The sequence below is a fragment of the Achromobacter sp. Marseille-Q0513 genome (assembly GCF_018195695.1).
In the GTDB taxonomy this organism is placed as follows: Bacteria; Pseudomonadota; Gammaproteobacteria; order Burkholderiales; family Burkholderiaceae_B; genus Achromobacter.
On sequence record NZ_JAGTJY010000257.1, the window covers coordinates 1 to 6,344 of the forward strand.

Consider the following 6,344-nt stretch of genomic DNA (forward strand, 5'->3'; position numbering starts at 1 on the left):
CACGCGCCCCAGGCTTCGGCCTCACCCGTGACGCCGGCAAGTCCGGCTTCTCAGGTACGCAGCGATGACGAGATCATCAGCAAGCTGGAACGGCTGTCTGCCTTGCGCGACCGAGGCGTCCTGACCGACAAGGAATTCGCGGCTCAGAAAACGCGCATTCTGGGCGCCTGATCCATGAAACTGCTCATCGTCATTCTCGCCATCGGCCTGCTCGTACTAGCCTATTTCTGGATGGGCGTCGCGCTGAAATTCCTGCTGCTCTGGTGGATGAGCTTCGTCTTCGGCATCCCGCTGCTGTACGTCGGCCTCACCTTTGGCTGGCTGGGCGCGATCGGCGCTGTGCTGGGCGCAGTGCTACTACTCGCCATCACCCTGAGTTGGCAAAACTCGCACACTTGCCAGGTGCTGCAGGCCCGCCTCAACAAGGCCTTCTACTTCGACGATATCTGAAACGAAAAAACCGGATGCCACCGCGCCGCGGTTCGCATCCGGCTACCGAGTTCGAGCTATCCGCCTAGCGCCCCGCCGTCGTCGGATTGGCCAGCGGGAACGTATCGTCCGTCAGGCAAGCCTTGAGCCAGTCGTAGTCGTCGCTGTCATAGACCTCGCCATCGAGCCGGGGCAGCGGCTTGGTCGGATAGCCCATCGGCGTGCGTACCTTGGGGCCGGTGTTCCAGCGCGCCTCGTCCGAGATGCCGCCCGGGCAGTTGTCGTCGTTGCCGTTGTACGAGCAGGACGCCACCGGCACCAGCTTCTTGTCCACCACCTTCGCCACATAACGCTGCGCGTAGACCGAGCCCGTGGCCCAGTATTGCTCGGCGGTGCAGACACGGTCCTTGTTCTGGTAGTGGCTGATCGCGAAGCAGGCGTAGATGTCGTTCGGCGGCAGCAGCTCGCAGACCACGTCGTAACCATCGTAGGGACCGCCGGTGAACTGCTGGCGGAATTGCCGCTGGGCCAGCGCCGTGCTGATCAGCCTGGGCAGCTTGCTGCCCTTGTCGCGCTCCGTCAGACCGTCGATGCGGGCGCTGATCAGATCGGCCGCGACGGAACCCGCCGTCTTGCCTTCCGGCACGGTGTCGATGTTGGCGATCACGTCTTGCAGCTTGCCGTCGCGCGCGGCGAGCCAGCGGCGCTGGCTATCCTTCAGCATCGCGCGGATCTCGTCGTCCGGCGCCTGCTTCATCAGCGCGGCATAGGCGCGGTTCAGCCCGGCGTCCTCGGCTTTCGCCTCGGGGCTGGAGCAGATCAGTTTCTCGACGGGGCTGGACGCCTTGCCGCAATCGATCGCCAGGGCCGGCGCCGCCGCGGCGGTCAGGCCCGCCAGGATCAGGAACCGGGTCGCGCGCAGACTGACATGCATGGTGCTTCTCCAAAGTGCAAGGCCGGCCGCTCAGCGGCTGATGACCTCGCTGTCTTCCAGGACGATGCGGTAGTGATCGCGCAGGTCCAGGATGTACGTGAAATTCGACGTGCCGCTGGCGTTCTTGCCGCGTTCCGGGCTGGACACCTTGTAGTCGTAGATACCCTTGACCATGCACAGCTGGTTCTCGCACTTGGCCCGCAGCGTGCTCTGGTCCACCACGAAGCGCCGCACCGGCCAGCGCGTGAAATACGCCTGCTTGTCCGCCAACACCTCGGACTTCGGCCGCTTCTTCTTGAAGAAGTCCACCGTGTCCGCGTAGAACTCGCGCGTGAACTTCATGGCCTCTTCGTTGGTGCCACTGCCCGCCTGGATCATCAGCGCTGCGGCGTTGATGGCCTTCTGCTCGTCGGACGGCGCCGCCGGCGCGGGCTGCTTGGTCAGGTACGGATTGGCGACCGGCGCCTGGCCGGCGGCGGCCGGCTGGCGCGGGGGCAATTTCGCCTCGCCGGCCGGCGCGGACGTCTGCTGCTGCGGCGCCGCGGCGGGCGCGGATGTCTGCTGCTGCGGCGCGGGCGCCGGGGCGGGCGCGGCGCGCTGGCCCCCGCCCTGCTGCGCGCCATTGGCGGACGCCTGGGTCGGACCCACGCGGTTGATGCCGTACTTGGCGATTTCCTGCGGCGTGAAGAAGTACATGTCCTTGGACGGCGTGCTGAACATGATGCCCAGCACATCCGCCGACACGCCGTACTTCGGCAGGGTCGCCACGATATCCGACACGCCGAACTGCGCCTGCTCGCCCGTCAGCTCCGGCGCCGAGATCTGGTGCACGCCCAGCCGGCCCACCGCCAGGCGCTGGCGGCCGGCGAAGAACACGAAGGAACACGCCGACGCGCAGTAGCTGTCCTTGGGAATATAGGTGTTCAGGCCGCGCTCGTAGATCTCTTCCGCCACCACCAGCCCGATATGGACCAGGCCGCCGCCATTGTTCTGCAACACGATGGTCGAGATGGTCGGATGCTCGCGCAGCGCCTTCTTGAGATTCAACATGTCGTTGGCGCCCACCGCGCCCACGTAGATCAGCAGATCCGGCTCGCTGCGCAGGAAGAAGAACGGACCGTAGCGCTCGGGCTCTTCCTGCTTGGCGGACGCCGGCGCTTGCGCCTGCTGCGTCTGCGCCTGCGCCACGCCGGCCGACAGGGCCGCGCAGGACAGCGCCAATGCCGAGCTCCAGACCGTCAGTTCTCTTTTCAGCCTCATCATTCCTCTCCCTGGGAACCTATGTCGCGCAGACCCTACGGGCCACGCCGCGTTCCGCGCTTGTCCATTGGCCGGCCCACAAGGCGCGGCGCGCTTGAAGCAGGATTTTATCCATCCCGCGCGACAGCGCCAGCCGCCGGGCCGGACGCGCGCGATCCGCGCTAGCCCCGCAGGCAGCCGTGCACGCCATCGGCGATCGCGCGCGCCATCCGCTCGATGGTGTCGGGCCGCGCCACCCGGGCCTCGTCGTCCGGATTCACGATCACGCCGGCCTCCACCAGCACCGCCGGCATGGTCGCCGTCTTGAGCACCGCCAGCCCGTCGAAACGATGCACGCCCAGGCGGCGGTCCAGCAGCGGGCGGTTCTCGCCGGCGATGGGCTCGGCGTGGTACAGCGACGGCTTCTCGCCCGCCGCCACCAGCGCCTCGCCGATCGCCTTGGCGCAGCGCAGGCTTTCCTCGTAGCGAGGATTGCGCTGCGAGACAAAGATCGAGAAGCCCGCGAACTCGCGCTGGCGCCCCGCGTCGATGTACTTCTGCTGCATCGAATCGTGATGGATGGAGATGAAGAAATCCGCATCCGGCGCCAGCCGCGCGCGCTGGCCCAGCGCCACCTCGGCGCCGTCGGCCGCCACGCGCCGCACCCGTTCGCCCAGCGCCGTCAGCCGCGCCGCCACCGCGCCGCTCAGCACCAGGTTGTACTGATACTCCACCCGGCCGCTGGCACCCGTGGCCCCGGGCCGCGCGGGCGTGTGGCCCGTATCCACCACCACATAGGCGGCCTGCGCCGACAGCGCCGGCAGCGCCAGGCACACGGCCGCCGCCACCCGACCCGCGCGCCGCCGCGCCGTGATCGCCATCCGCCTGATTACCCGTTCACCGCTGACTGAAGACACGCTGGAGTTCGCCCTGTTGAGAGAGGCCGGCCGCTGAACCGCGACCGGCACGGAATGCGCCGGATTCTCGCGCAGCCCGCCGCCTGGGGCAATCGCCGAATGCGGCGCGCGGCGCCAGCCCGTAACAGGCGCGGCGCGGCCCCCGGCCCCACCGGAAGCAAATGACATGAAAAGTTACCCGGCCGCCGGGTATTGCTATCCTTGGCCGGCAGCCACGGCGCGACTTCGCGCGCCGTCCGACTATGCAGAGGAATCCCATGTCTTTCAGCTCCGACGCCTGGGCGCGCAACGCCGCGCTGTACGAGAAAACGCGCACCATGCCGTTCAACCAGGAGCTGGCCAGCGGCCAGCTCGACGAGCACGCGTTCCGCCACTACATGATCCAGGACGCCCACTACCTGGTCGCCTTCGGCCGCGCGCTGGCCGTGGCCGCCGCCAAGGCCGACAATGCCGACGGCGTGGTCCAGTTCGCCGACGCCGCCAAGAACGCCGTCGTGGTCGAGCGCAGCCTGCACGACGGCTTCATGAAGCAGTTTGGCATCAGCGCCGACACCTTCAACGCCACCCCGCTCACGCCCGCCAGCCACCACTACACCAGCTACCTCATCGCCACCGCCTGGAGCGCGCCCTACCCCGTGGCCCTGGCCGCGCTGCTGCCCTGCTTCTGGATCTACGCCGAGATCGGCCGCGACATCCACGCCCGCGCCGCCCAGCCCAACCCCTACAGCGCCTGGATCGACACCTACGCCGGCGAGGAATTCCACACCCTGGTGCGCGAAGTCATCGCGTCCGTGGACCGCGCCGCGGAACTCGCGTCCGCCGTAACGGTCAAGGCTATGCACGAGGCATACACACACGCCGCGCGGCTGGAATGGATGTTCTGGGATTCCGCGTATCGGCAAGGCACATGGGAGGTCTGAACCACTAAAGCGGTAAACGTCACGACGGCAGGGATGGGAGGAGCGGCGCTCGCGGAAAAAAAGCCGCCCCTCATCCCCGCCGTCGTCTTGCACATTGCGGCCGTGCAACGCACAGGTGCGTCAGCAGGAACTCGTCGGTACCGGACGCAAAAGATCCGGCCGATCAGGGGCGATCACATTTCCTTAGGCAAACTCATACACAAGGCCAAGCTGGGGCTTTTCCACTGGTCTCCCACCTTCGCCGCGCGCTGCGGCATCACTTTCAAGCTGGAGGCACCCAACCGCAGTTTCCTGGAACGGGAGATCTTCGATCATCTGAACCAACTGGCCACGGCATCCCCGGGCCGCAAGGCATGCCTGTTCATTGGCATGCACTACTACACCTGGCATTACCCGCGCATGCTGAAGATGGATTTCCACTCCCTGGACCTGGATCCGGCGCAGGCGATCTATGGACCGCCGGGCAGGCACACCATCGGCAGCGCGACCGACATGAGCGGCATTTATGGCGACGAGTCGTTCGACGTGGTCGTCGCCAATGGCGTGATCGGCTGGGGTTTGAACGAACAGGCCGGGTTCGAGCAGATGATGGCGCAATGCCATCGGGTGCTGAAACCGGGCGGGCTGCTGATCCTGGGCTACAACGACACGCCGGAACGGGCGCCGTATCCGGTGGATATCGGGCATGCGGGGTTGTTCGCGCCTGTCGTGCCGACGATTCCCGGGGTGAAACATGCGCGGCATCCAATGCATGATGGATATGCGCATGTGTTCCTGTTTGGGGAGAAGCGGATGGAGAGCAATGTCGCGGTAGCGTGATCATCTTTGGTAGACGGACGCCGGCCTAGTGCCGGCGTCCTGCTTTTGGCGCATCGATTTCTTCAGGCAGGCCCAGGCAAACAACATTGCAATACCGCCACCAGGGTCGCCTTTACCTTGCCTATGCGCGACCGCAACGGTCGCGTCATTCTGAAATCAGACGGCGCCTCGCGCCAGTCCACCCCATTCCTCCCTCGTCCCATTCATAGCAAGCGCACCGCTGATTAGCCTCTTGCGATCAGGACCGCAACGGCCCTGACGGCTGGCCCGCGCCAGCCCCTGCATGCGTGCCTGCCACGGCATTCGCGCGCACACGAAGAACCTTTGAAGTGCTGTTGCACGAAGCAACGCCCTTCAATCCGGCCATCTGGGGTGAGCAAATTTCCTTACGCAAACTGATCCGCAAAGCCAAGATGAGACTGTTCAAATGGTCTCCGGCCTTCGCCGCGAAATGCGGCATCAAATTCCGGCTGCGCGCCGCGAATCGCCAATTCCTCGAACGGGAAATCTTCGACCATCTGAACCAGCTCGCCGCTCGCTCGCCCGGCCGGATGAAGTGCCTGTTCCTGGGCATGCATTACTACACCTGGCACTACCCCCGGCTGCTCAAGATGGAATTCCATTCGCTGGACTTGGATCCCGAACAGGCGATCTACGGTCCGCCGGGCAGGCACGTCATCGGCAGCGTCACGGATATGAGCGGCTACTACGACGAGGCGTCATTCGACGTCGTGATATCCAATGGCGTGATCGGCTGGGGGCTGAATGAGCGGATTGGATTCGAGCAGATGATGGAGCAGTGTCATCGGGTGCTCAAGCCGGGTGGGTTGTTGATTCTTGGGTACAACGATACGCCGGAGCGGAAGCCTTATCCGGTGGAGATTGATTATGCGGGGTTGTTCGAGCCTGTCGTGCCGGCGATTCGGGGGGTAACGCATTTCGAGCATCCGATGAATGATAGTTATGCGCATGTGTTTGTTTTTGGGCGGAAGGGGGAGGTGGTGACAGAGGCTGCTTGAAAAAACACTGGCGGGCCTGTCATTAATTTCGTGTTCAAGGCATAACATACGTCCAAGGAGTATGTAT

At 65.2% G+C, this 6,344-nt stretch carries 8 protein-coding genes; 5 read left to right on the top strand and 3 right to left on the bottom strand.

The window, feature by feature from the left end; all coding sequences use genetic code 11:
* Positions 1–27 precede the first annotated feature (27 nt).
* Positions 28–171, top strand: coding sequence for an SHOCT domain-containing protein (locus KDH83_RS33005; RefSeq protein ID WP_349291688.1), 144 nt, complete (start codon positions 28–30; stop codon positions 169–171).
* Between the two features lie 3 nt (positions 172–174).
* Complete coding sequence (locus KDH83_RS28735; protein ID WP_212322056.1) at positions 175–450, top strand: hypothetical protein; 276 nt, start codon at positions 175–177, stop codon at positions 448–450.
* Between the two features lie 64 nt (positions 451–514).
* Here KDH83_RS28735 and KDH83_RS28740 read toward each other — a convergent pair whose 3' ends face one another.
* The 3 genes from KDH83_RS28740 to KDH83_RS28750 all read right to left on the bottom strand — a co-directional run bounded on the left by KDH83_RS28740 (position 515) and on the right by KDH83_RS28750 (position 3,483).
* Positions 515–1,363 carry a lysozyme inhibitor LprI family protein gene (locus KDH83_RS28740; protein ID WP_212322069.1) on the bottom strand — a complete coding sequence of 283 codons (849 nt, stop codon included), beginning with the start codon at positions 1,361–1,363 and terminating at the stop codon, positions 515–517.
* Positions 1,364–1,393: 30 nt separating this feature from the next.
* Positions 1,394–2,623 (bottom strand): hypothetical protein, encoded by a 1,230-nt coding sequence (locus tag KDH83_RS28745; RefSeq protein WP_212322071.1) that lies wholly within the window; start codon positions 2,621–2,623, stop codon positions 1,394–1,396.
* Positions 2,624–2,784: 161 nt separating this feature from the next.
* Positions 2,785–3,483: an N-acetylmuramoyl-L-alanine amidase gene (locus KDH83_RS28750; RefSeq protein WP_212322073.1), complete on the bottom strand. Its 699-nt coding sequence runs from the start codon at positions 3,481–3,483 to the stop codon at positions 2,785–2,787.
* A 293-nt stretch (positions 3,484–3,776) separates the two neighbouring features.
* Between KDH83_RS28750 and tenA the strand changes: the two genes are divergently transcribed.
* The 3 genes from tenA to KDH83_RS28765 all read left to right on the top strand — a co-directional run bounded on the left by tenA (position 3,777) and on the right by KDH83_RS28765 (position 6,277).
* A complete protein-coding gene (gene tenA / locus KDH83_RS28755) occupies positions 3,777–4,439 on the top strand; it encodes a thiaminase II (RefSeq protein WP_212322078.1) in 663 nt (220 codons plus the stop codon).
* Between the two features lie 33 nt (positions 4,440–4,472).
* Positions 4,473–5,258 (top strand): methyltransferase domain-containing protein, encoded by a 786-nt coding sequence (locus tag KDH83_RS28760; protein WP_212322083.1) that lies wholly within the window; start codon positions 4,473–4,475, stop codon positions 5,256–5,258.
* A 329-nt stretch (positions 5,259–5,587) separates the two neighbouring features.
* Positions 5,588–6,277, top strand: a complete 690-nt coding sequence (locus KDH83_RS28765; protein WP_349291687.1) for a class I SAM-dependent methyltransferase — start codon at positions 5,588–5,590, stop codon at positions 6,275–6,277.
* Positions 6,278–6,344 lie beyond the last annotated feature (67 nt).